General features: G+C 67.1%; 23 protein-coding genes. 9 read left to right on the plus strand and 14 right to left on the minus strand.

Going from position 1 to position 21,188, the window contains the following annotated elements:
* Positions 1-83 precede the first annotated feature (83 nt).
* Both pheA and ARTSIC4J27_RS19090 read right to left on the minus strand, forming a co-directional pair.
* Complete coding sequence (gene pheA / locus ARTSIC4J27_RS19085; protein WP_050056755.1) at positions 84-1,061, minus strand: prephenate dehydratase; 978 nt, start codon at positions 1,059-1,061, stop codon at positions 84-86.
* Positions 1,062-1,131: 70 nt separating this feature from the next.
* Positions 1,132-1,458: a rhodanese-like domain-containing protein gene (locus ARTSIC4J27_RS19090; protein ID WP_050056756.1), complete on the minus strand. Its 327-nt coding sequence runs from the start codon at positions 1,456-1,458 to the stop codon at positions 1,132-1,134.
* Positions 1,459-1,746: 288 nt separating this feature from the next.
* Between ARTSIC4J27_RS19090 and ARTSIC4J27_RS19095 the strand changes: the two genes are divergently transcribed.
* The 5 genes from ARTSIC4J27_RS19095 (at position 1,747) to ARTSIC4J27_RS19115 (ending at position 5,193) form a co-directional block, all read left to right on the plus strand.
* Complete coding sequence (locus tag ARTSIC4J27_RS19095; protein ID WP_050056757.1) at positions 1,747-3,165, plus strand: amidase; 1,419 nt, start codon at positions 1,747-1,749, stop codon at positions 3,163-3,165.
* Between the two features lie 143 nt (positions 3,166-3,308).
* Positions 3,309-3,533, plus strand: a complete 225-nt coding sequence (locus tag ARTSIC4J27_RS19100) for a hypothetical protein (RefSeq protein WP_050056758.1) — start codon at positions 3,309-3,311, stop codon at positions 3,531-3,533.
* 182 nt (positions 3,534-3,715) lie between these two features.
* Complete coding sequence (locus ARTSIC4J27_RS19105) at positions 3,716-3,919, plus strand: hypothetical protein (protein WP_050056759.1); 204 nt, start codon at positions 3,716-3,718, stop codon at positions 3,917-3,919.
* 202 nt (positions 3,920-4,121) lie between these two features.
* A complete protein-coding gene (locus ARTSIC4J27_RS19110) occupies positions 4,122-4,481 on the plus strand; it encodes a hypothetical protein (RefSeq protein ID WP_200900856.1) in 360 nt (119 codons plus the stop codon).
* A 238-nt stretch (positions 4,482-4,719) separates the two neighbouring features.
* On the plus strand, positions 4,720-5,193 hold the full coding sequence (locus tag ARTSIC4J27_RS19115; RefSeq protein WP_050056760.1) for a LapA family protein: 474 nt from the start codon (positions 4,720-4,722) through the stop codon (positions 5,191-5,193).
* Positions 5,194-5,230: 37 nt separating this feature from the next.
* Here ARTSIC4J27_RS19115 and ARTSIC4J27_RS19120 read toward each other — a convergent pair whose 3' ends face one another.
* From ARTSIC4J27_RS19120 to ARTSIC4J27_RS19130, 3 genes are read right to left on the minus strand one after another with little or no spacing between them, the layout of a single operon-like run.
* Positions 5,231-6,739: a carboxyl transferase domain-containing protein gene (locus ARTSIC4J27_RS19120; protein WP_050056761.1), complete on the minus strand. Its 1,509-nt coding sequence runs from the start codon at positions 6,737-6,739 to the stop codon at positions 5,231-5,233.
* Between the two features lies 1 nt (position 6,740).
* Positions 6,741-7,952, minus strand: coding sequence for a CaiB/BaiF CoA transferase family protein (locus ARTSIC4J27_RS19125; protein WP_050056762.1), 1,212 nt, complete (start codon positions 7,950-7,952; stop codon positions 6,741-6,743).
* A 51-nt stretch (positions 7,953-8,003) separates the two neighbouring features.
* Complete coding sequence (locus ARTSIC4J27_RS19130; RefSeq protein ID WP_050056763.1) at positions 8,004-9,371, minus strand: SLC13 family permease; 1,368 nt, start codon at positions 9,369-9,371, stop codon at positions 8,004-8,006.
* 135 nt (positions 9,372-9,506) lie between these two features.
* Here ARTSIC4J27_RS19130 and ARTSIC4J27_RS19135 point away from each other — a divergent pair, with 135 nt between their 5' ends.
* On the plus strand, positions 9,507-10,205 hold the full coding sequence (locus tag ARTSIC4J27_RS19135) for a FadR/GntR family transcriptional regulator (protein WP_050056764.1): 699 nt from the start codon (positions 9,507-9,509) through the stop codon (positions 10,203-10,205).
* A gap of 124 nt (positions 10,206-10,329) precedes the next feature.
* Positions 10,330-10,467 carry a hypothetical protein gene (locus ARTSIC4J27_RS22290; protein WP_235436763.1) on the plus strand — a complete coding sequence of 46 codons (138 nt, stop codon included), beginning with the start codon at positions 10,330-10,332 and terminating at the stop codon, positions 10,465-10,467.
* A 69-nt stretch (positions 10,468-10,536) separates the two neighbouring features.
* On the opposite strand, the gene ARTSIC4J27_RS19140 is transcribed toward ARTSIC4J27_RS22290, so the two are convergent.
* Entirely contained in the window at positions 10,537-11,112 is a 576-nt protein-coding gene (locus ARTSIC4J27_RS19140; protein WP_050056765.1) for a DUF4190 domain-containing protein, read from the minus strand.
* Positions 11,113-11,176: 64 nt separating this feature from the next.
* A complete protein-coding gene (locus tag ARTSIC4J27_RS19145; protein WP_050056954.1) occupies positions 11,177-12,106 on the minus strand; it encodes a nuclease-related domain-containing protein in 930 nt (309 codons plus the stop codon).
* 295 nt (positions 12,107-12,401) lie between these two features.
* Between ARTSIC4J27_RS19145 and pgm the strand changes: the two genes are divergently transcribed.
* Complete coding sequence (pgm, locus tag ARTSIC4J27_RS19150; RefSeq protein WP_050056766.1) at positions 12,402-14,066, plus strand: phosphoglucomutase (alpha-D-glucose-1,6-bisphosphate-dependent); 1,665 nt, start codon at positions 12,402-12,404, stop codon at positions 14,064-14,066.
* On the opposite strand, the gene ARTSIC4J27_RS19155 is transcribed toward pgm, so the two are convergent.
* Positions 14,063-14,572 (minus strand): 2'-5' RNA ligase family protein, encoded by a 510-nt coding sequence (locus ARTSIC4J27_RS19155; RefSeq protein ID WP_050056767.1) that lies wholly within the window; start codon positions 14,570-14,572, stop codon positions 14,063-14,065. The genes pgm and ARTSIC4J27_RS19155 overlap by 4 nt on opposite strands.
* A gap of 135 nt (positions 14,573-14,707) precedes the next feature.
* A complete protein-coding gene (locus ARTSIC4J27_RS19160) occupies positions 14,708-15,313 on the minus strand; it encodes a malonic semialdehyde reductase (RefSeq protein WP_050056768.1) in 606 nt (201 codons plus the stop codon).
* A gap of 220 nt (positions 15,314-15,533) precedes the next feature.
* On the opposite strand from ARTSIC4J27_RS19160, the gene ARTSIC4J27_RS19165 reads away from it, so the two are divergent.
* A complete protein-coding gene (locus ARTSIC4J27_RS19165) occupies positions 15,534-16,886 on the plus strand; it encodes a uracil-xanthine permease family protein (protein ID WP_050056955.1) in 1,353 nt (450 codons plus the stop codon).
* Between the two features lie 6 nt (positions 16,887-16,892).
* Here ARTSIC4J27_RS19165 and ARTSIC4J27_RS19170 read toward each other — a convergent pair whose 3' ends face one another.
* From ARTSIC4J27_RS19170 to ARTSIC4J27_RS19190, 5 genes are all read right to left on the minus strand, one after another.
* Positions 16,893-17,741, minus strand: coding sequence for an SGNH/GDSL hydrolase family protein (locus ARTSIC4J27_RS19170; RefSeq protein WP_050056769.1), 849 nt, complete (start codon positions 17,739-17,741; stop codon positions 16,893-16,895).
* Complete coding sequence (locus ARTSIC4J27_RS19175) at positions 17,738-18,595, minus strand: GAF domain-containing protein (RefSeq protein WP_050056770.1); 858 nt, start codon at positions 18,593-18,595, stop codon at positions 17,738-17,740. The genes ARTSIC4J27_RS19170 and ARTSIC4J27_RS19175 overlap by 4 nt, the downstream gene beginning before the upstream one ends.
* A gap of 101 nt (positions 18,596-18,696) precedes the next feature.
* A complete protein-coding gene (locus tag ARTSIC4J27_RS19180; protein ID WP_235436764.1) occupies positions 18,697-19,596 on the minus strand; it encodes a glycosyltransferase family A protein in 900 nt (299 codons plus the stop codon).
* Between the two features lie 179 nt (positions 19,597-19,775).
* Positions 19,776-20,147, minus strand: a complete 372-nt coding sequence (locus ARTSIC4J27_RS19185; protein ID WP_050056772.1) for a hypothetical protein — start codon at positions 20,145-20,147, stop codon at positions 19,776-19,778.
* A gap of 57 nt (positions 20,148-20,204) precedes the next feature.
* A complete protein-coding gene (locus ARTSIC4J27_RS19190; RefSeq protein WP_050056773.1) occupies positions 20,205-21,104 on the minus strand; it encodes an SDR family oxidoreductase in 900 nt (299 codons plus the stop codon).
* Positions 21,105-21,188 lie beyond the last annotated feature (84 nt).

Raw genomic sequence — 21,188 nt, forward strand, 5'->3', positions numbered from 1 at the left:
TTCGTTAGGGGCCATCCCCATGGTGGATCAAGTAAGCATACGCATTGTCCACAGCCCGCGGAAGTGGTAGAGGAGGCAATTACCTACGCTGTGGGCGAAGCGGCGGAAGCGCTTTCCACGCCCGCCGGTCCGGGCTGCAGCCCCGCCACCCATGCCCGCGCTGCCCGGAACGCCGCGTCCGAGGTGTGCGGTTCCACCACCGCCTGCTGCTGGTCCGCCCGCGGGTACGAGCCAAGGAAACGGGTGGCCGGGCTGATGCGGTGAAGCCCAGCCAGGGCATCCGCCACCCGCGCGTCACCGAGGTGCCCGTCGGCGTCGATGCTGAAGAAGTAATGGCCCAGGTACTGCCCGGTGGGCCGGGACTCGATCCGGCTGAGGTTCACGCCGCGGCTGGCGAACTGGTCCAGGATCTCCATCAGGGCGCCTGGCCGGTCTTCGGGCAGCGGCACCACCACCGAGGTCTTGTCCGCACCGGTGCGTTCGGGCAGGCTGCCGGGCCGGCTCACCAGAATGAACCGTGTTACCGCATCCGGATTATCGCCGATGTTCTCAGCGAGCACGGCGAGTCCCGGCTGTTCGCGTGCAACCAGCGGTGCGCAAATGGCGGCGTCGTAGTGGCGGTCTTCCTCCAGCAGTCCCATGGCAGCGGCCGCGGTGGATGGACCCGGAACGTATTCAGCATCGGGAAGGTGGGCGTCCATCCAGAGGCGGCACTGCGCCCAGGCATGGCCGTGGGTGGAGACCCGCCGGACGTCCTTCAGCGCCACTCCGACCCGGGCCACCAGGACAAAGCTGATGGGCACCAGGACTTCACGGATGATCCGCAGTTCCTCCCCGGTGGCGATGGCGTCGAGCGTGGCGGTGACGCCGCCTTCCACAGAATTTTCGATGGGCACCATGGCAGCGTCAGCGGAACCGTCGCGCACTTTATCCAGCGCGGCATTAACGTTCGACGCCGGGACGCGGCTTGCGTGCGCGGCGCCGGGCACCTGCAGCAGTGCGGCCTCGGTGAACGTGCCAACGGGTCCGAGGAAGGCATACGTGAGCGTGGACGCAGGCATTGAGGTTCCTTTGAAAGGTGTGAGCTGTGCCGTGTGGTGCAGGGACGCGAAGCGTCGGTCAGGCTGCGGGCTAGAGCACCAGCGGCTTCATGCCGCTCTCGGAGACGAGGGGCTTCCCGGCTTCCAGCCATTGGTCCATGCCTCCGGCGACATTGATGGCGGTGTAGCCCTGGCCAGTCAGCCACTGCGCAGCACGGAAGGACCGGCCGCCGGTCCGGCAGATGACGTAGACGTCCTGGTCCGGGTCGAGTTCGTCCAGCCGGGCGGGCAACTGCTCCAGCGGGATGTGCAGGGCGCCGTCCGCATGGCCGGCCACCCACTCGTAGTCCTCACGGACGTCAAGGATCGCGGCGTCGTCGGGGATGTCACTGACGCGGACGGTATCGAAATCACTCATAGGAAGTCCTGTCTGGCAGATCGTTGTCAGCTTTAAGCCTAGTACCCGGCCTTGAACCTGGTACCCGGCCCTCCCTTGCTGTCCCGCGACCTGTCGCGCGCATCAACCGGCAACCCTTGCCTGCTCCCACCCCTTGCCTGCTCCGAAGGGCCGCACGTTAGGCTTTTGGGACCTTCGTTGTAGCAAGAACCCTGGGAGGAACCTTGCCTGCAAACCAGCCAGCCCGCTCCGGCGGTACCGTCCGGGATTCCCTGAGGCAGCGCCCGGAGTCCCTGGAGCCGCGGTACCTTGGCTGAGCTCCACGAATTTTCCGCCGTCGCGCTGCGGGACCGCCTGCGCAAGGGAGATGTTTCGGCTGCGGAGGCCATGGACCATTTTCTTGCCCGGATTGAAGAGCAGAATTCCCTGCTGGGCGCCTTTGTCACGGTCACGGCCGAGCAGGCACTGGAAAAGGCCCGGGCCGCCGATTCGCTCCATACCCGTACTCCCCAGGACGAGCTCCCGCCCCTGCACGGAATGCCACTTGCTTTCAAGGACCTCACGGACGTGGCCGGTGTGGTGACCACCCACGGCAGCGCCGCCCTGGACCACAAGCCAGCGGTCAGCGACAGCCCCCTCGTGGCGCTCTTCAAGGAAGCGGGCGTGATCTCCCTGGGCAAAACCCAGGTGCCCGAATTCGGACTGACGGCTTACAGCGAAAACCGCGTGGCGCCGCCGTCGCGCAATCCCCATGCCCTAAGCAGGAGCTCAGGAGGGTCCTCGGGCGGCAGCGCCGCAGCCGTGGCCGCCGGGCTGCTTCCCTTCGCGCCGGGAACGGACGGCGGCGGTTCCATCCGGATCCCCGCGGCGGCCTGCGGGCTGGTGGGCCTCAAACCGGGCCGCGGCCTGGTCCCCGCGGGGGAAAGCCTGGGCGATCCCGCCCGGCTGGTGGTGGCCGGTCCGCTGGCCCGGAGCGCAGCCGACGCTGCATTGATGATGGATGCGCTCGCCCCGGACGGATTGGCGGAAGGCAGCTATCTTGCGGCGGTGGACCAGGAACCGCCGAGGTTGCGGATCGGCGTCACACTGGACAGTCCTTGGCAGGGGACCTTCCCGTTCACCCCCGAGCGGGCGGCCATGGACGCACTCCAGGCGGGTGAAAAGCTCCTGGAGGATGCTGGCCATGCCCTCAGCGACGCCGCCGTCCGCTACGACAACCGGTACCCGGATGCCTTCACCACCGCATGGACGGCGGGAGTAGGCGCCGCGCGGATCAGTCCGCACCGCGAAGCGCTGCTGGCACCGCTGACCCGGACGTTCCGCCGCCGGGCCCAACAGCGCAGTCCTGCCAAGCTGAACGAAGCCCTGGCCTTCCTGCGGCAGTTCGAGCGGGACACGGTAACACAGTACGCCCAGTGGGACCTGCTGCTGATGCCGGCACTCGCGCAGACACCGCGCCCCGTGGGCTGGTTCACCGGAACGTCGCATTCCAGCGCAGCCTGGCCGTCTGCGCAGTGGCCAGGCGATGCCGACGGCGACTACCGGAAACAGTGCGAATTCGCCCCGTGGTCCTCCATGGTCAATGTGTGCGGCCTGCCGGCCATCAGCATCCCCGTCCACTGGACAGGGGGCGCGCCCGGTGAGGGCCTGCCAATGGGGGTCCAACTGGTGGGCCCCCGAGGGTCGGAGGCACTTTTGCTGCAGGTGGCCCGGCAGGTGGGTTTCTGACGCCCGCGCTTTCACTGCCGGTGGCGTGTTGACCTGGATCTAACGCGCGCTTCATGCGCCTGTAACCCGGGGCGAGCACACTGGCAAGCACCAGATGGCTTCGCGTCCCGGAAGGGGCCATCACTCGACGGGGAGTTGCCGCCATGAATGCAGAATCCTCCACCTCAGTAAGCAGCGGAACAACGCGCCCGTCGGACGGCCGTCCGGACCTGAGCAACGCCAACGTGCGGGAGGACCTGGCCACCACCGGCCGGTGCGCCATGGTGCATCTGCCCACCGGACGGACCTGCCTCTTGCCAATCCGCCACCAGGGGCCATGCCACTTCCACCAGCCGCAGGAGGCTGAGGAAGTATTGGCCGGCGGCTGACCACGGCGGGCAGTCGCGTTTTTTCGGTCCGCATTTCGCTTCGCCCCGCGGACCGGCGCTCTCCCGACCGTCACTGTCCGGCCGGTAAACGTCCGCAGGGTCAATGCCCGCAGTGTCCGCACCTCGACTCCATGGGCGAACAGGAGGACGATTAAAGGGCAGTCACCAAGAGGAGGCCTGTGATGTGCTATTCATCCAGCAAAGATTTCGGGTGGGGCGTCAGGAAGGAAGCTGACCGCCAGCCCGAGGCGAAGCAGGAAACCCCGGTGGAAACTCCGGAGAAGCCGGTCAAGGCGCAGGACTTCACGTTCTGGGCATTCCCCAACTGGCGCAGGACGCCAGGGCCCCGCACCCCTTCGGCTGAAAAGAGCAAGGAGAGGGTCTGACGCCATAACGGTGTACACAACAGAAGGGACTCCACCGGAGGCCCTTCCGTTGCGTTTGCCGGGCCGTGTTTGCGAGAGGCGTGTTTTCGGGGGCTGTCTCTGCGGAGACCGGGTTTGCGGCTGTTGTCTTTGCGGGGGCTTGTTTGTTGAGCACGGCAGGTCGCTGCAGCACTAACGATGCATTGGCGGAAGGATCAGCGCGGTGAACGGACTGTATGTGCACGCAGCCACCCTGCTGATGGATGGCGCCGCCGATCCTGCCGCTCCCGGCGCCGCGGTCACTAACGCCTTATGCGGGCACTGGGAACATCCGCCGCCGTGCCTGCTGGCCGCGCACCATACCGGTTGGTCCCGGGACGGGGACAGGGTTTCGCTGCGGATCGTCTTCGCCACCGCACCGGCTTCTGAACGGAAAGTGCGGGGGCTCATCGACACCGCCTTGGTATCCGGCGCTTTCGACAGACCCGACGGCACCGTCTCCCGTTGGACGCTCGTCACAAGCGGTCCGGCGGAACTGAGCGGCCCGGAACGCGAGCACGCCGAGAGGATTTCCGGAACGTAACGCCACACTTCCCGGACCCGGCGTTGCAGTAACGGAATACTGCGGCTGGCGGCGGGCCCGCCTCGTACGTCCACAACCCGGCGGTTGCGTCCGGTGGAAAGGGCTGCAAGACGGCCTGCCCCCTGCGGCTCCTCTCTGGTCCCCGCTTTACGTTGTGCTGTTCGGAGCGCACCTACTATGGTGGGACAATAAGCATGCTTAGTATCGCATCCATAGAAGTCCTGGGAAGGGAACCAGCATGAGCACCGGAAACTACCCGCCGGCCGGAGGGCCCGAGTCCACCGGAGATTACGCCGCGACCAACCTGCCTGCCGAAACATCATCCCGCCCCGGCACCGCCGCGGAAGCACAGGGCAGTGCTCCGGGGTCGCAGGTACAGGGTTCCGGGCCGGTCCCGGATTCAACGCCGGCAGCCGCCACCCGGCCAGCCACCGACCGTCCTGCCGATCAGCCTCGGGTGACCCGCGCCGGGGTGGTGTGGGCCGCCGTCGTGGCCTCCCTGGTACTCCTGATCCTGCTGATCATCTTTATCCTGCAAAACCAGGAGCAGGTGGCCGTCCGCTATTTCGCGCTGGAAGGATTCGTCCCGCTGGGCATGGCCCTGTTTATCGCCAGCGTGTCCGGGGGTGTCCTGGTGGCAATGGCCGGCGGAGCCCGGATTCTTCAGCTTCGCAGGAACGCCCACCGGGCCCGGTCCGCCCAGCGGAGGTAATAAAGCAAGGCAGCCGGGCGCCGGTGAGCCCGCCTGATCACCCCGCACCCAGACTCCGGTACTTCGCCGACCTGGCCGCCACAAGGTCCGCCACAGGTGTGCCCGCCACGGACCCCAGTTCGTACTCGATAGCCAGCGCCATGCGGCGGCAGAACTCCTGCGGCTCCAGGCAGGCGTCGTCGCTTTCATCCACGATGTGGTTCACCAGGCCGTGGGCGTAAAGCGAGGCGACGTTCACTCCTTGCGCCTGCGCCATGGCCGGAGCGTGCGCCGTGGTCCGGTGGACTATGGCGCTGGCCCCCTCCGGAGGCAGCGGTGACAGCCAGCTGTGCTGCGCCGCGATGGTCCGGTCGGCGGGCAGCAGGGCGAGGGCTCCTCCTCCGGCGCCCTGGCCCAGCAGGACCGAAACGGACGGCGCCTCCAGCCCGATGAGCTCGTGCAGGGAGCGCGCGATTTCACCTGCCAGCCCTCCTTCTTCCGCCTCCTGCGAGAGCGCCGCGCCCGCGGTATCTATGACCGTGAGCAGAGGCAGCCGCAGTTCCTCGGCGAGCTTCATGCCGCGGCGAGCCTCACGGAGCGAGCCGGGGCCCATCCCGGCCGCGTCCCTGCGCAGCGGGCGGGCGTGCCCCAGGACAATGCAGGATTGTCCGCCGAAGCGGGCCACGGCCAGGAGGAGCCCGGGGTCCTTCTCCCCCTGCCCGGTTCCGTTCAGCGGCAGGGAGTCCGTAGCACCGTACTTGAGGAGCTGCCGCAGGTCCGGCCGGCGCGGACGCCGCGAAATACCGATGGAGGTCCATGCGTCAACCGGAGCCGGCCGGACAGCGAGCGTGGCCGGCTCTGGCGGGATCGTGCCGCGGCGGGCGCAGAGGATATCCAGCGCCCTGGCCACCAGGTCAGCAAGATCGGCGGGCTCCACCACGCCGTCGATCAGTCCCTTGTTGAACAGGTTTTCGGCCACCTGCACGTTGTCGGGAAACTGTTCACCATGCAGGGCTTCGTATACCCGCGGGCCCAGGAAGCCCAGGAGCGAACCGGGTTCGGCCACGTTGATGTGACCCAGGGATCCCCAGGAGGCCATGACGCCGCCGGTGGTTGGATGGCGCAGGTAGACCAGGTAGGGCAGGCCGGCCTGGCGGTGGGCCCGCACCGCCCCGGTGATTTTCACCATGGACAGGAAAGCCAGTGTCCCCTCCTGCATCCGGGTGCCGCCGGAAGCGGGCCCGGCCAGCAGCGGCAGTCCTTCGGCGGTGGCCCGCTCGACGGCGGCCACGATCCTTTGCGCCGCAGCGTGGCCGATGGATCCGGCCAGGAAGGAAAATTCGCTGACGATCACCGCCACCCGGCGGCCGCGGATTAGTCCGGCGCCAGTGATAACGGATTCGTCGGTCCCGCTGCGTTCCCGCGCTTTGGTGAGGTCGCGGAAATACTCCTCGGACAGCGCTGGTTCCTGCGCCGGTGAATCCCAGGAGACAAAGGAGCCCTCGTCCATCACGGCTGCCAGCAGTTCGGCGGCGCTCAAATGGCGCACCTTTTCAGCGGTGGGCATGTCAGGACACTCCCGCAGCAACAGTCGCCAGTCCCAGCCATTCACGGATGGCCGGCCCATCCTCGTCCAGCAGCGGCGGCGCGTCATGCTCGGTGACGGTGGTTTCCGCGGCGTCGCCTGGCGCAAAGAACCTCAGCGGCGGCCCGGGCAGGCTGACCTTGCCGAGCACCGGATGGTCCACATCCACCACGAGACCCTGGGACGCCACCTGCTCCCACGCGTACACCTCATCAAGGGAGCGCACCTTCCCGGCCGGGATCCCGGCGTCGTTCAGTTTCTGCAGCAGCTGCGCTGCCCCATAATCGGCAAAGACACGTTCGACGGCGGCAATCACCCCGGCGCGGTTCCGCACCCTTTCGGCATTGCTGGCGAAGCCCGGCGCCGCCGGTTCCAGTCCGAAGGCGGCGGCGAACGAGGCCCAGAGCCTTTCGCTGCCGACGCTGATCTGCACGCTGCCGTCCTTGCAGTTGAACAGGCCGTAAGGGGCTATGGAGGGGTGGTGGTTTCCCTGCGCCTCGGGGACTTCCCCTGCCACGGTGGTGCGTGTGCCCTGGAAGGCGTGGACCCCGATCAAGGATGCCAACAGCGAGGTCCGCACCACCTGGCCGCGGCCCGTCCGCTCCCGCTCCACCAGGGCCGCCAGGACACCGAAGGCACCGTTCATGCCCGCGAGCAGGTCCGCGATGGGGACACCAACACGCTGGGGATCGTCGGGCCCTGAGCCGGTGAGGGACATCAGCCCCGCCTCGCCCTGAAGGATCTGGTCATAACCGCTGCGCTGCGATTCCGGCCCGTCGTGGCCGAAGCCCGTGATGGACAGGATCACCAGCCGCGGGTTGAGCCCGTGCATGGCCGAAGGCGAGAAGCCGAGCCGCTCCATTACCCCGGGGCGGAAGTTTTCGATCACCACGTCAGCGCGTTCCAGAAGCCCCCGCAGGACCTCCTGCCCGTCGGAGTTTTTCAGGTCCAGGCTGATGGATTCCTTGTTGCGGTTGCAGGACATGAAGTAAGTGGACTGGAGGTCATTGGCGGGGCCAACGAAGGGCGGGCCCCAGCCTCGGGTGTCGTCGCCGGTTCCCGGGTTCTCCACTTTGATGACGCGGGCGCCCAGGTCCGCCAGCATCATGCCGGCGTGCGGGCCGGCCAGGGCCCGGCTCAGGTCCACCACGAGATGGCCGGCAAGGGGGCCGCGTGCGTTGTCAGTTCTGCTCATGTACTGGTTCCTTTTCTCGAACAGGCGGGGAAGCTTGGGGTGGCCGGGCCGTTACAGCCAGCCGGGCACTACCAGCGCCAGCCACGCCAGGGCAGGCCCGGCAACGATCACGATGCCGCTGTAGCCCAGGATCTTTTTGTAGAAGCGGTCCTTGTCCACGCCCTCGGGAGCGTTGGCGAGGACCAGCGCGCCGTTGGTGGAGAACGGGGAAACGTCCACGATGGTGGCGGAAACGGCGAGCGCGCAGATGACGCCCACAGCCCCGATTTCGCCGCTGGAGAGGAACGGCACGGCCAGCGGGATCAGGGCCGCGAGGATGGCGGTGGATGAGGCGAACGCGGAGACTACGGCGCCGATGTAGCAGATCAGGAGGGCTGCCAGCAGCGGCAGTCCCATGCCGGCCACACCGTTGGAGACGAATTCGATGGTTCCGGCTTCCTCCAGCACGCCGACGAAGGTCAACATGCCGCAGATCAGCAGCACCGTGGACCAGCTGATCTTGTTGATGGCGCCCTTCTGGGCCGCCGGCGAGACCAGGGCCAGCACGATGGCGATGGTGATGGACACAAACCCGACGTCCACCTTGAATCCGAGGGCGATGACGGCCAGCGCGATCAGGCCGGCGATGGTGACCAGCTGCGGGATCCGCTCGGAGCGCTCTTTGGTGGCGGCGACGCCGTCGCCTGCGGGGTCACGGGGGCCGTACATGCCGGAGCCGAAGCCCTTGAAGGAGACGTCGGAGCCGGCCTTGGCACCGACGCTGACGGCCATGCGGGCCTCAGCGGCCTGCTCCACGAAGTGGCTGACCTTGGAGGACAGGAGTCCGCGGCCGCCCAGCACAACAAAGAGGACCAGCGAGATGAGGAGGTTGAAGACGAAGCTGGACAGGAACAGCGCGGTGGGGCTGAAGGCCAGGTCGGTCTTGGCCAGGATGCCGTTGACCGTGACGCCGTAGACGGCGATGGGCGAAAAGCCGCCGGCCTGGGCGCCGTGGATGACCATCATGCCCATCAGCAGCGGGCTGATCTTGTACTTCCCCGCAAAGCTGAGCGCGATGGGAGCAATGATGGCGACGGCGGCGGGAGACAGTGCGCCCACGGCCGTGATGACTGCGGTGATGGCAAACATCACCCAGGGGATGAGCGCCACGCGGCTTCCCACCAGCCGGACGGCACCGCGGACCAAAAGGTCGATCGTACCGTTGTTCTGGGCGATGGCGAACAGGTAGGTGACGCCGACGATGGTCAGGAAGAGGCCGCCGGGGAAGTTGGCAAGGATTTCGTTGGTGGACATGCCCAGCACCACGGTGCCGAGCAGGAACGCGCCGACGAAGGCGAGGGCACCCATGTTCAGGGGCAGGACGGTGGCAAGCAGGAACATCGCCGCCAGGATGATGATCGACAAGACAGGAGCGGACATCGTTGGTCCTCCGTTGGGGAAAGAAAGTGTGACGTGAGTTACTGGCTCACTGGACTAGCCTCTTAGACACTAAGTCTATCTGTCAATAGGGAGTGGCATGTATTCTGTAGGGACCTACGACGTAGACGAGGCTTTGTGGAGAAAACAGCACGGCTTGGACTGGAGCGGGTGACGCGTCCGCGGCTGTACGAACAGCTGGTGGAGCAGATCCTCGCGTACATCGAGTCTGCCCAGTTGCGGCCCGGGGATTTGCTGCCGGCGGAGCGGGACCTGGCCGAGCGCCTGGGCGTTTCCCGTGCCACACTTGCCCAGGCCCTGGTGGCCCTTGAAGTGCTGGGAGTCATTGACGTCCAGCATGGAACCGGCGCCGTGCTGGCGCGGCGGCCCAGTGTTGCATCCGTGATCAAGGGATTGCGCGAGCACCGCAGCCGCCTGCCGGAAATTGTGGAGGCGCGCAGCACGCTTGAGGTGAAGCTCGCCGCCCTCGCTGCTGCCCGCCGGACCGACGAAGACCTTGCCGCGATTGACCATGCCCTGGACGTCATGTCGCAGGAGATTAACGACGGCGACCGCGGCACCCACGGCGACGAACTCTTCCATCAGGCCATCACCGCGGCCGCCCATTCCGGCGTGCTGGCGCAGCTTATGGCCTTCATCGCCGAGATGATCCTCGAGACGAGGATGGAATCCCTGGGCCAGCCGGGCCGGCCGGAGCAGTCCCTCGCCTCGCACCGCACGATCGCCGATGCCATCCGCGCGCAGGACCCGGAAGGGGCGGCCGAAGCCATGCTGGCGCACATCGAGCTCGTCTCGGATGTGGAGCTGCTCCGCTGATGGCCGCCTGCTAACGACACACCTGGGTCCGCCGCCCCTGTCTGATTGAACGAACGTTTATGACAGCGCGCTCTACACCGGACCGGTCATCAAGTGGCTGGGCGGCGCGGACATCTCCTGGCTGGTGGGGATCGCCGTCACCCTCGCCGTCTACTACCCGTGGGCAAAAGCCACCAACAGCGTGCCGGCCGAATCCATCTATCCGGAGGCGGCAGAGGGACGCGGTTCCGCTGGCCGCCGCCGGCAAAGCCTGAACAACTGAAGTTGCCCCATTACTTTTGGTCCCTAAACCCCTTACTTGGGGACCAAAATTGATGGGGCAACCGGAGATTCAGAAGGTGTAGGACGAGCTGGTGGATGAACTGGCGATGGCCAGGCCGATGATCGCCAGCAGCCAGAAGGCGCCATAGCCCAGCAGGCACAGATACCCCAGCACCAGGCCGGTGATGGACATGCCCTTGCCCGAGGGCTCGCGTTTGAGTGCCAGGTGGCCCGTGACGATGGCGGCGATCTGCGGCAGCAGGATCCAGCCCATGATCACCGAGGCGATGCCGCACACCATACTGGCGATGCTGAGCGTCTTCGGTTCCGCCGGCATTCCGTAATAGCCCTGCTGGTTGTACGGGCGCTGCTGGTTGTACGGGCTCTGCTGACCATAAGGACTGGTTGGCTGGCCATAGGGGCTGGCCGCCTGGCCGTAAGGACCCGGCTGCTGGTAGGCGCCGTACTGACTCTGGCCTTCATAGGGGTTCTGGCTGTAACCGCCCTGCCCGTAGCTGCCCTGGCCGTACTGCGGCTGGGACGGCGCCTCGGAACCATAGGGCGGGGCGAACCGCGGTTCAAAGCCCGGCGGCGTGCTGCCGTCGGGAATCTGGGATTCAGGCCGGTGGGCGGGCTGGTCAGTCAAGGTATTTCCCCCTGGAAGTTTTGCTTCCAGCCTACCGCCGCCGGAGCCCCGGCCAGAGTGAAGGTCAGCGTCCCAGATAGGGCAGCACGTACACGGCGAAGATGACGAACGCGGCGAGGAGCGCAAGCCGCCCGGCGCCGGTGGTGCGGCGCTCGCTGTTCTTCGGGTTGCGACCGCCCGCCTGGGACACACGTCCGCGGACCGCAGAGCTTCCCGACCCTCCGCGCGATGAAACCGACCGCGCGGGTACAGGGCGCGGGGGTACAGTGCGCGCGGGTACAGTGCGCGCGGGTACAGTGCGCGGGGCTGCCGGATCCGGGTTGCCGTCTGGCCGGAGGGACGCAGGGCGCGGGTCGGCCGGCTTCACCACGGTTCCCGGCCGCACGCTCCGGAAGGCAGTGATGCCCGGCTCCTGTTCATGCGTGAGCTGCTGTCCGAGCTGCGCGTAGAGCCCCACAACCGCCTGCTGGTCAAGCACCGGAGGCAGGGCCTCGATGGCTCCCACCACCCGCTGGGTGCCCACCACGGCGACATCCGAATTCGTGACCCCGAAGAGGTCCGGCTGGGCGGCCATACAGATCAGCGGACGCACCATCCTGCGGTGCGGAGGCGCCAGGACGGAGGCGACGGCGGCGCATTGGGCCAGTGCCCCCTCCACTGCCTGGGTGCGTGCGTAGCGGCCCTGCCACAGGACGCCGGAGGAGACCTTCACTTCGCCGGTCCAGTTCTTGGCGTCGACCACCACGACGCCGCCGGGCCCTACCAGGACATGGTCGAGGTTTGCCTTCGGCCGGCCCGGCCAGTGGACGTCGTGCAGCACGTACCAGCCCCGCGGAACCAGCTCGCTGAGCTTGTCCGCCACCTCGCGCCCGCCGGCAGCACCCGCGTCCCAGGCCTTCGTGGTGCGTTCGGCCTGATCGAGCTGGCGCTTGAGCCTGGCGACCCGTTCAGCCGCCAGCCTGGACTGCTCCGCCGCTCCGTCCCCTGCCCCCATGGCCGTCCCTGCTTCCCTGCCGGAGATACACGGCGGAAGGCCGCCGTCGTCCATTTGCACCCGGACATTCCGTCCGATTTTTCGAAAGTAACAGGGCGCGCAGGCGGCGGTATATAAGTACTTTGCGGGGCAGGTACTCAGTCTGGCTACCTGTTTATCGGCACCGTCGCCCAATGGCAGGGTGCTTTTGCGGGCGCCTCCCCTTGATGACGCGGCGGTGTCACAGGGCCGGACACATGGTCCGGATTTTGCCCGGGTCGTTTTGACTGCGGCTCCCGTCTGGCATGCTGGTCCCATGGCTAGCCGCGCGGGTACAGTTGCCCAACCCCAGGACCTTGTTGACATCACTGCGCTTCTTGACGCGTATTACGACATCACGCCGGATCTTGGTGATCCCGGCCAGCGCGTGGTGTTCGGCACGTCCGGGCACCGCGGTTCCAGCCTCAAGGCGTCATTCAACGAAAAGCACATTGTCGCCATCACCCAGGCGATCGTGGAATACCGGGCCGCGGAAGGCGTCACGGGTCCCCTGTTCCTGGCCAAGGACACGCACGCCCTGAGCGAGCCCGCGCAGAACTCGGCGCTCGAGGTGCTCGCCGCCAACGGTGTGCAGGTCCTTATCGATGCCCGCCACGGCTACACGCCCACACCCGCCCTGAGCCACGCCATCCTCACCTACAACCGGAACGCCGGCGCCGGCGCACCCCAGGCTGACGGCATCGTGGTCACCCCGAGCCACAACCCGCCGGGCGACGGCGGCTTCAAGTACAACCCTCCGCACGGCGGCCCCGCCGATTCGGACGCCACCGGCTGGATCGCCAACCGCGCCAACGAACTGCTCGAAAACGGCCTCCGCGGCGTCAAGCGCATCCCGGTGGCAGACGCGCTGGCGGCAGACACCACCGGCAAGTTCGACTTCCTCAGCAGCTACGTGGACGATCTCCCCTCTGTCCTGGACCTGGACGCCATCCGCGAAGCCGGCGTCCGGATCGGCGCCGACCCCATGGGCGGCGCTTCCGTGGACTACTGGGGCGAGATCGCCGAACGCCATCAGCTCAACCTCACCGTGGTGAACCCCACCGTGGACCCGCAGTGGGCGTTTATGACCCTGGACTGGGACGAAAAGATCCGGATGGACTGCTCCTCGCCGGCAGCCATGGCCTCGCTGATCCAGCGCATGTCCGGCAACGGCACAGGCGCGGGGGCCTCGTTCGATGTGGCCACGGGCAATGACGCCGACGCCGACCGGCACGGCATCGTCACCCCCGACGGCGGGCTGATGAACCCGAACCACTACCTCGCCGTCGCCATCGATTACCTGTACCGCAACCGCAGCGGCTGGAACCCCGGATCCGTGGTGGGCAAGACCCTGGTGTCATCCTCCATCATCGACCGGGTGGCCGAGAGCCTCGGCCGCAAGCTCGTGGAAGTCCCGGTGGGTTTCAAGTGGTTTGTGCCCGGCCTGCTCTCCGGTGAGGGCGCGTTTGGTGGCGAGGAATCGGCCGGCGCCTCCTTCAACAAAAAGGACGGCAGCGTCTGGACCACGGACAAGGACGGCATTCTGCTGGCCCTGCTGGCCTCGGAGATCACCGCCGTGACCGGCAAGTCCCCGTCCCAGCTCTACAACGGCCTCACGGACCAGTTCGGCGCCCCCGTATACGCCCGCATCGATGCCGCCGCCACCCGCGAACAGAAGGCTGCACTCGGCAAGCTGTCGCCGTCGGACGTAACGGCCACCGAGCTCGCTGGTGAGGCAATCACCGCGAAGCTCACGGCAGCACCCGGCAACGGCGCTTCCATCGGCGGCCTGAAGGTGGTCACCGAGAACGCCTGGTTCGCCGCCCGCCCGTCCGGCACCGAGGACGTCTACAAGATCTACGCCGAGTCCTTCAAGGGCGAGGACCACCTCAAGCAGGTCCAGGCGGAAGCCAAGGCGCTGGTGGACAGCGTCATCGCCTAGAACCTTTTGCCGCCTCTTTGGTTCAGGCTCCAGAGCCTGAGGACGCGCCGGACGGTACGGTCACCGTCCGGCGCCATGTCCACCAGCGCGATCCGGTCAAGCACGACGGCGTCGCCCGGCTGCAGCGGCGTGTCACCATGGTGTGACACGTGGGGCCGATAGCCGGCCAGGGTATGGGCCGGCGTGAGCACCTTGCCGCCCAGGCTGCCCACCGCGGCGACCAGCTGCTCGTGCAGGCTTTGCAGGTCCGGCTGCGGCTCAATAAGGCTCACTGGCACGGAACCGTGCCGGCCGAACCCCGCGTCGTTCCCCACCATGAGGTTGGCGCCCAGGGCTGCCATGGCCGGCCCTTCCGCGAGCGCTGCAAGGCGTTCCGCAGGGTCGGCACCATCTGTTGTGCCGGCGTCGAACCTCACCAGGGTGATGTGCAGCGGCCAGTCCGTCCGCGGGAACACCAGCCCTTCGGTCACGGGCTCCACAAAAGCAACCAGGATGAGGTTCCGCATCAGGCCATCTTCCCACCGCCGCCCCGACGCTCTCTCACTTAATGCCGGTTAAACGCCAACGCTCTCTCACGAATGAGAGAGCGTTGGTAGAAAAGGCGCATTAAGTGAGAGAGCGTTCCAACCGGCCGGAGGGGGTTAGACGGTGCGGACGACCTCGTCGTAGGAGAACTTGGGCTTGGCTTCGCCCCAGGCGTCCTCGGCGGGCTGGCCGATGTTGACCACCAGGAAGCTCTTCTGGTCGCCGGCGGGGAAGAACGCTTCATCGATGGCACCGAAGTCGGCACCGGTCATCGGGCCGGCAGCGAAGCCGAGCGACCGGACGGCCAGGATGAAGTAGCCGGCCTGCAGGTGGGCGTTGTTGTTGCCCGTGGCGGCGGCCAGTTCCGGGTTGTCGTCGTACATGGCCTTCGGGGCGTTGTAGCCGGGAAGGAAGTTGTCCCACTGGCCGGCCCAGTCGGTGTCGTAGCTCAGGATGGCAACAAGCGGGGCGGACGCGGTCTTGGCCTTGTTTCCGTTGGCGAGGGCGTCAACGAGCGTGGCGCGGGCTTCGGCGGAGCGGACGTAGGTCACGCGCAGCGGCTGGGAGTTGAAGGCGGTGGGCCCATACTTGGTCAGCTCGTAGATGGCCTGGGCCTGTTCCTCGGTCACCTCTCCCGTGAAGGAGTTGGCGGTGCGGGCCTGGGCGAAAATGGCGTCGACGGCTGCCGAATCGATAACCGCTTCTTCGTGGGCAATAGTCATTAGCGTACCTTTCGCTGCGCCGCCCCGCGTGCCGGGGTGGCCTGTTCGCTTTCCATAGTTGCAACTTCAACCACCCGCGTCCTCTTCCCGTGACGGCCCGTGACGTTAGCCACAGCAATGCCCGCGGGCAATCCGGCGGCGCGGGGTGAAAAGCTTGGCGGTATTCTGGACCCAGTTGATCTTCGCCCTCCGCGGCAACCCCCTTGAAAGGCCTCCGCCCATGAGCATGCTCGGAATCAAATGGAAGCTGCACGGCACCGGCAAGTCCATCAAGCCGGGCCACGTGGTGGCCCCCGATGAGCGGCTCGCCTGGCCGCTGACCATCGGTGTGGGCATGCAGCACGTGGTGGCCATGTTCGGCGCCACCTTCCTGGTGCCCATCATCACCGGCATGCCGCCCGCCACCACCCTGCTGTTCTCGGGCATCGGCACCTTGCTGTTCCTGGTGATCACCAAGGGCCGGGTGCCCAGCTACCTGGGCTCAAGCTTTGCGTTCATCGCCCCCATCATGGCCTCGCAGCAGCAGTTCGGCGTCCCCGGAGCCCTCGGCGGCGTGGTGCTGGCCGGCGCGGTCCTGGCCCTCGTGGGCGCCATTGTGCAGAAGTTCGGTGCGGGCTGGATCAACCGGCTGATGCCGCCCATCGTCACCGGCGCCATCGTGGCGCTGATCGGCCTCAACCTCGCCCCCGCGGCCAAGAACAATTTCGACGCCGCCCCGGTCACCGCGGTGATCACGCTGGCCACCATCATCCTGGTGAGCGTCCTCTTCCGCGGCATCCTTGGCCGGCTGAGCATCCTGGTGGGCGTGGTGGTTGGCTACCTCGTGGCCATGCTCCGCGGCGAAGTCAGCTACGACAAGATGGAGGCCGCCGCCTGGGTGGGCCTCCCCCAGTTCCAGGCCCCCGAATTCCACGTCGGCGTCCTGGGCCTGTTCGTTCCCGTGGTACTGGTGCTCGTGGCTGAGAACATCGGCCACGTGAAGTCCGTTGCCGCCATGACAGGCCAGAACCTCGACGGCGTCTCCGGCCGCGCGCTGATGGCCGACGGCGCCGCCACGGTACTGGCCGGCTTCGGCGGCGGATCCGGCACCACCACCTACGCGGAGAACATCGGCGTTATGGCCGCCACCAAGGTCTATTCGACGGCGGCCTACTGGGTGGCGGGCATCTTCGCCATCCTGCTGAGCTTCTCCCCCAAATTCGGCGAATTGATCGCCACGGTCCCGCCGGGGGTCCTGGGCGGCGCAGCCACCATGCTCTACGGCATGATCGGCATCCTGGGCGTGAAGATATGGGTGCAGAACAAGGTGAACTTCTCCAATCCCGTAAACCTGACCACCGCCGCCGTCGCCCTGATCATCGGCATCGCGGACTACACCTGGACCATCGGCGAGCTCAAGTTCACGGGCATCGCCCTGGGTTCGGCCGCGGCGCTGGTGATCTACCACGGCATGAAGGCCATCGCGAAGGCCAGGGGCACTGTGGCGGAACCCGAGACCGAGCAGGCAGGGCTGCCCCCGGCCGCCAAGGCGGCCATGAATGCGGCCGCGAAACGGGCGCCCAAGAAACGCTAGGCAGTGCTAAGCGGCGCCATGTGAATCCGCTCCCCCACGTCCGAGGCCAAAGACCGGGCCAGGCAGCGGCCGCTTGGGTTCCAGCGGCTCCCCGGCACGGGGCCGAAGCCTCCGCAGGACCCACGGGAAGAAGTACTGCCTCGCCCAGACCAGGTCCTCCGCCCTGGCCTGGGTCCACCGATGGGACGGGACCGGCCGCGGCTGCAGGAGCTTGAGCGAATGCGGCACCGCGAGCGCGTCGAGGGCGGCAACGGCAACAACGTGATGCCCCAAGGGCGAAAGGTGAAGCCGGTCCCTGTCCCACATCCGGGCGTCATGGAGCGCCGGAAGGCACCACAGATCCACCATCACCGCGTGATGGCGCATGCCAATCGTATGAAGGTGCTCGTTGTAGATTGCCAGCCTTCCCCGGACCTGGCCCAGCACCGGCGTGCCGCCCCAGTCCGGTCCCGCGAACAACATAACGGTGGCCCCTGTATCAGCCAGCACGCCAACGGCCTGGTCCATCTTCTCCGCGAGTTTGTCCGGGTCGCCCAGCCGGAACACAATGTCGTTGCCGCCGCCGGACATGGCTACCAGGTCCGGCTTCAGCGCCAGGGCCGCCGCGAGTTGCCCGTCGATGATTTCCTGGAGCACCATCCCCCGCACTGCGAGGTTCGCGTAGGCGAAGTCATGCTGCCCCTTGGCGAGTTCCTCCGCAGCCCGGTCAGCCCAGCCACGGAACCCGCCGATGCTGCGGGGTTCCGGATCACCGATTCCTTCCGTATAGGAGTCTCCGAGGGCTACGAGGCGGTGCCAAGGGTGGCGTTCGCCAGGGATGCGCGGCTTCCAGGTTTCCTGCTGTTCGGTGGTCATCCCGGCCGTCCTTTCGCGGTAGGAGGATTCGCTTCCGGGCCAGCCCCTGCCTCAGGCGGCTGCCCCAGTTCTGCCGGAGCCAGCAGGCGGAAGTCCTCAACGCCGTCGGCCATTTCCCTCTCCACCGCCGAAGGGTCCCTGCCGGGAACGGTCGCGACCACATTCAGGGCTGCGTCGCGGAGGCCGAATTCATGGTGCGACGCCTCGCGCTGAAGGAAGCGCAGTGCCCCTTCCCGGCTGAGGCCGTACTCATCCATGAGGCTGCGGACGGCAAGGTCCACCAGGACCAGGGAACTTTGGGCGACGGCGATGCCCGCCGCTGCCTCGGCACGCTCCGCCACGCGCACCACCACCCGCAGTGCGCGGGCCACCTGCCGTGCATAGTTTTGGCTTCGCAGGAGGTCGTCGCTGCTGAACACGTGCGGTGAGGGTGCGTAAAGGCTGATGGCAGCGCTGGTCATGCCCTCCGAAACGATGGGCATGGACAGGAGCGACTGGACACCGTGGCCGGCCGCTGCGCTGGCGTACCCTGGCCAGCGGCGATCCCGCCGGACATCGGACAGCAGCACGAATCCGCCGCTGCGCAGGGCTTCGAGGACGGGCCCGTCAGCGAAGGAGCATTGTTCACGGTCCGCTTCACGGGCCTGATCACTGCTGGCCGCGAGGGTTCTTGCCTTCCCCAGGCGGAAGAGCGTGGCAGCCCAGCCGATGCCGCGGCGCTCACCTTTGATGTCCTTCATGAACTCGTGGGTGACTTCCCAGAGATAGTCTTCAACATCCTTGCTGTCGAAAACCGGCTCTGGCGAAAGTGGAAGCGGTCCCCAGCCAACCTGCCCCGTGGGTTCAGCGGCCATTTTCCACGCCTTGCTTGAAGCGCTCCGGCCTACTGCAAAACCTTGTACTTACAGAATACGTCGATTTCCCCGCCAGGCGGGAGGGGCAGCGGGCTTCCCGGTCAGTCGGCGGCGGCGCTGTTCCCTGCGTAAGCATGGGAAGTTTCGCCCAGGACGACGTCGTAGGCTTCCACCCGCCGGTCGGTCACCGTGGTGGGTGACTCCAGATGCACGGCCCCCGACGGCAGTATGCCGGCGGCACCGTACCTTTCCATGACCTGCCACTGGGCCACGACGTCCTCCCCGGCGTGGTCCAGTGGGAGGCTTGGCCAGAAGGTGAAGCCGCCCGAATCGTTCAGGGCCCCGCGCCGGTACAGCACGCACCCGCCGAGCCAGGCCACCCGGTACGGCAGCCACTCCCCCGGCGCCAAAGAAAGATCCGCGCTGAGGTGGGTCAGGTTGGCGGCGTTGTGCAGCGGCCAGCGCTCGAATCCGGGGGCACCGGGCCTGATGCGTTCCGCCGTGACCGGCCCGTCCCACATCTCAAAACCTGCGGTTTGCTCCGGCCGCCTGTCATCAAGGTAGGACAGGCCCTGGGGTGCCATCCCCACAAAGCCGCAGTTAAGCTCGTCAAGCGCCCGGTCCAGCCGCTCCAGCGCGCCCGGTTCCAACCACACATCATCGTCCAGGAACAGGCACTTCGCCGCGTTTGACTGGTCAAGCAGGAACTGGCGGTGCTCAGCGAGCCCGCGCCGCGGCAGATGCCGAAGCAGCGTGACCGGCCGGCCCTGGGCTTCGAGGACCCGCACCATGGCAGCGGCCGCCGGGTGTTCCCACGCGGGCGCATCGCTGGACTGGTCGCTGATCACTACACGGAAGGGCGGGTCCGCCTGTGCGGCCAGGCCGGCCAGCGTCACCGCCAGCTCGGCAGGGCGGTTGCACGTGGGTACCAGCACGTCAACGGCCGCCCGTTCCGGCACCTCCCCGCGGCGTGCCCACTGTTCTGAAGATCTCCTGCTCACAGCCCACCTCCTGGCGCCGGCATCGGCATCGTTAGTGAATGGGTTCCGTCATGTTCTGTACCCACATCACCCGGATGTATGCGGGCACGGTAAAGGCCTCCGCCTGGTGCCGGAATCATGCAGCAGGCGGAGGCCTTCAGCGGTAGGCGCGGCGGACTCAAGCAGCCGCGGCTGCCCTGTCAGCCGGCGTCGAAACTTTCCCCGCCGTCGTCGTTCGGTGACTGTTCCCGGGGCAAGTCATCGCCGCTGCCGTCCGGAATCCCGGCGGCTTCCTGCCCGGACTCGGAAGAGACGGGAGCGGACCCCTTCGAGTCGTCGTTGTTCTCGTCGATTTCAGCCGCACTGGAGGGAAGGTCCGTGTCGTGGGGCACGGGCTCACCGCCGGTGCCGGACTGGGGCTCGTTGGTGTCCACGCTGCCCGCCCCGCCGTCACCCGTGGTGGCCGAGCCGCTGGCCGTGCCCTGGGTTCCGCCCAGTTCCTGCTCCGCGGTGGGGGTGCCGTATCCGCCCGGATCGGTCTCGGGCTGCGCGTGCTGGTTTTCCTGCGTCATGGTTCCTCCTGCTGTGCGTTGGATGGATGGGTTGGACTTTTGATAATGCCGAGCTGCTCAGAGCCCCTTTCCGCCGGTCACCGGCAGTACGGCCCCGGAAATATAGGATCCGTCCTCCGAGGCCAGCAGGACATAGGCCGCGGCAAGTTCGGCGGGCTGGCCCGCCCGTTCCAGCGGTGTGTCCTGGCCGAATTTCGGAAGCTTCTCCGGCCATTCGGTGGCCGGGATCAAGGGCGTCCAGATGGGTCCCGGAGCCACGGCGTTGACCCGGATTCCCTTGGGGCCAAGTTCCTGCGCCAGCGCCTTGGTGAAGGCCACCTGCGCCGCCTTGGTCATGGCGTAATCGATCAGGCCCGGGGACGGGTTGAATGCCTGGACCGATGCCGTGGTGATGATCGAGGCGCCGGGTTTGAGATGTGGAACGGCGGCCCGGGCCGTCCACAGCAGCGAGTAGAGATTGGTTTTGAAAACCCGGTCGAATTCCTCCGTGGGCAGGGACTCCAGGCTTTCCCGGTTCTTCTGGTACGCGGCGTTCAGCACCACCACATCCAGGCGGCCGAACTCCGCCGCCGTTTCGTCAGCGATCCGGGTGCTGAACTCCTCCTCGCGGCCGTCGCCGGCAAACAGGAGGACCCGCCGGCCCGCCTTCCGGATCCAGTCCGCGGTGTCCTGGGCGTCGTCCTCCTCTTCGGGGAGGTAGGAAATGGCGACGTCGGCCCCTTCGCGTGCAAACGCGATGGCGGCCGCCTTGCCGATGCCGGAGTCTCCGCCGGTGATGAGGGCGGCCTTGCCCTGCAGTTTTGCGTGCCCCTCATAGCTGAGTTCACCGTGGTCCGGTTTCGGCTCCATGGGCGCCGTCAGGCCGGGCTGCTTCTGCTCCTGCTCCGGAAACGGGCCTGCGTGGTAGCCGCCCCGCGGATCCCTGGGCTGGTCTGTCTGCTTGTCCGTGTCGCTCATAATCCCCTACTCACTCTGTCGGTTTCCGCGGGCCCCCGCGCACCGGCCCTTCGAAACTATCCCCGCCGGTGGAGCGAAGTCCAC

The organism is Pseudarthrobacter siccitolerans, from assembly GCF_001046895.1.
In the GTDB taxonomy this organism is placed as follows: domain Bacteria; phylum Actinomycetota; class Actinomycetes; order Actinomycetales; family Micrococcaceae; genus Arthrobacter; species Arthrobacter siccitolerans.

Bases quoted from the DNA above. Each gene is read 5' to 3' on its own strand.
- ARTSIC4J27_RS19175 (WP_050056770.1), bottom strand. From the start codon at position 18,595: ATGGCCGCTGAACCCACGGGGCAGGTTGGCTGGGGACCGCTTCCACTT.
- pheA (WP_050056755.1), bottom strand. From the start codon at position 1,061: ATGCCTGCGTCCACGCTCACGTATGCCTTCCTCGGACCCGTTGGCACG.
- ARTSIC4J27_RS19130 (WP_050056763.1), bottom strand. From the start codon at position 9,371: ATGTCCGCTCCTGTCTTGTCGATCATCATCCTGGCGGCGATGTTCCTG.
- ARTSIC4J27_RS19125 (WP_050056762.1), bottom strand. From the start codon at position 7,952: ATGAGCAGAACTGACAACGCACGCGGCCCCCTTGCCGGCCATCTCGTG.
- ARTSIC4J27_RS19115 (WP_050056760.1), top strand. From the start codon at position 4,720: ATGAGCACCGGAAACTACCCGCCGGCCGGAGGGCCCGAGTCCACCGGA.
- pgm (WP_050056766.1), top strand. From the start codon at position 12,402: ATGGCTAGCCGCGCGGGTACAGTTGCCCAACCCCAGGACCTTGTTGAC.
- ARTSIC4J27_RS19185 (WP_050056772.1), bottom strand. From the start codon at position 20,147: ATGACGCAGGAAAACCAGCACGCGCAGCCCGAGACCGATCCGGGCGGA.
- ARTSIC4J27_RS19165 (WP_050056955.1), top strand. From the start codon at position 15,534: ATGAGCATGCTCGGAATCAAATGGAAGCTGCACGGCACCGGCAAGTCC.
- ARTSIC4J27_RS19170 (WP_050056769.1), bottom strand. From the start codon at position 17,741: ATGACCACCGAACAGCAGGAAACCTGGAAGCCGCGCATCCCTGGCGAA.
- ARTSIC4J27_RS19105 (WP_050056759.1), top strand. From the start codon at position 3,716: ATGTGCTATTCATCCAGCAAAGATTTCGGGTGGGGCGTCAGGAAGGAA.
- ARTSIC4J27_RS19190 (WP_050056773.1), bottom strand. From the start codon at position 21,104: ATGAGCGACACGGACAAGCAGACAGACCAGCCCAGGGATCCGCGGGGC.
- ARTSIC4J27_RS19160 (WP_050056768.1), bottom strand. From the start codon at position 15,313: ATGACTATTGCCCACGAAGAAGCGGTTATCGATTCGGCAGCCGTCGAC.
- ARTSIC4J27_RS19155 (WP_050056767.1), bottom strand. From the start codon at position 14,572: ATGCGGAACCTCATCCTGGTTGCTTTTGTGGAGCCCGTGACCGAAGGG.
- ARTSIC4J27_RS19090 (WP_050056756.1), bottom strand. From the start codon at position 1,458: ATGAGTGATTTCGATACCGTCCGCGTCAGTGACATCCCCGACGACGCC.
- ARTSIC4J27_RS19145 (WP_050056954.1), bottom strand. From the start codon at position 12,106: ATGGGGGCAGGGGACGGAGCGGCGGAGCAGTCCAGGCTGGCGGCTGAA.
- ARTSIC4J27_RS19100 (WP_050056758.1), top strand. From the start codon at position 3,309: ATGAATGCAGAATCCTCCACCTCAGTAAGCAGCGGAACAACGCGCCCG.
- ARTSIC4J27_RS19120 (WP_050056761.1), bottom strand. From the start codon at position 6,739: ATGCCCACCGCTGAAAAGGTGCGCCATTTGAGCGCCGCCGAACTGCTG.